At 66.0% G+C, this 1,233-nt stretch carries 1 protein-coding gene; it reads right to left on the bottom strand.

Annotation, left to right across the window (positions count from 1 at the left end):
* Window positions 1–1,233: SDR family NAD(P)-dependent oxidoreductase (locus tag ACZ4UB_RS39530; protein WP_468078137.1), on the bottom strand; the 1,233-nt coding region annotated here is incomplete at both ends.

The raw sequence follows: 1,233 nt of genomic DNA, 5'->3' as shown, positions 1-1,233 counted from the left end.
CCCGGAGAACCGAACACACCAGCAGCCGAGGAGAACAACACGAACAACGCGAGATCCCGGTCACGCGTCAGCTCATGCAAGTTCCACGCCGCGTCCAGCTTGGGACGAAGCACCGTATCGAGACGCTCCGGAGTCAGCCCCGAGACGACACCGTCATCCAGGGCGCCGGCGGCGTGCACCACACCACACAACCCGTCGAGCCCGTCCAAGAGCGCACCCAGAGCAGCACGATCAGCAGCATCGCAAGCCTCGACACGGACCGTGGCACCCAAAGCGGTCAGCTCAGCGACCAACTCCGCAGCACCCGCAGCCGCCGGGCCCTGACGGCCGGTGAGCACCAGATCCCTCACCCCATGCTCGACCACCAGATGACGGGCCACCGCCGACCCGATCACACCCGTACCACCGGTCACCAACACCGTGCCCGTCAACTCGGCCCGCGCATTGGTCAGGACGACCTTGCCGATATGCCGGGCCTGACTCATGTGCCGGAAAGCCCGCGGTGCCTGACGCGTGTCCCACGCCGTCACCGGCAGCGGCGTCAGCTCCCCACTCGCGAACAACTCCGCCAAGTGCGAGAGCATCTCACCCAGCCGGTCCGCCCCCGCCTCACCGAGATCGAACGCCCGATAACGCACACCACCATGAGCCGCAGCCACCTCATCCGCATCACGGATATCGGTCTTGCCCATCTCCAAGAACCGACCCCCACGCGGCAACAACCGCAACGAGGCATCCACATACTCCCGAGCCAAACTGTTGAGCACGACATCAACACCCCGGCCCCCGCTGTGCTCCAGGAACCGATCCGCGAACTCCACACTCCGCGACGAAGCAAGCCGCTCACCAGCCACACCACACTCACGAACCGACGACCACTTCGCCTCACTCGCCGTCGCATACACCTCAACGCCCAAGTGCCTCGCCAGCTGAACGGCGGCCATACCCACCCCACCCGCCGCCGCATGCACCAACAACGACTCACCCTCACGCAACCCCGCAAGGTCGACCAACCCGTAATAGGCGGTCAAGAACGTCACCGGCACCGACGCCGCCCGGGCGAACGACCAACCCACAGGCATCCCCACCAGCATGCGACTGTCAGCCACCGCCAACGGACCCGCATACGAACCCGACAACAGACCCATCACCCGGTCACCCACCGCGAGCCCCGTCACACCAGGACCCACCTCGGTCACCACACCCGCACCCTCACTACCGAACAACGCCTCG

Source organism: Streptomyces sp. NPDC028419 (assembly GCF_055565515.1).
The sequence above is the reverse complement of the archived record's forward strand: the minus strand, read 5'-3'. Positions and strand labels throughout refer to the sequence as shown.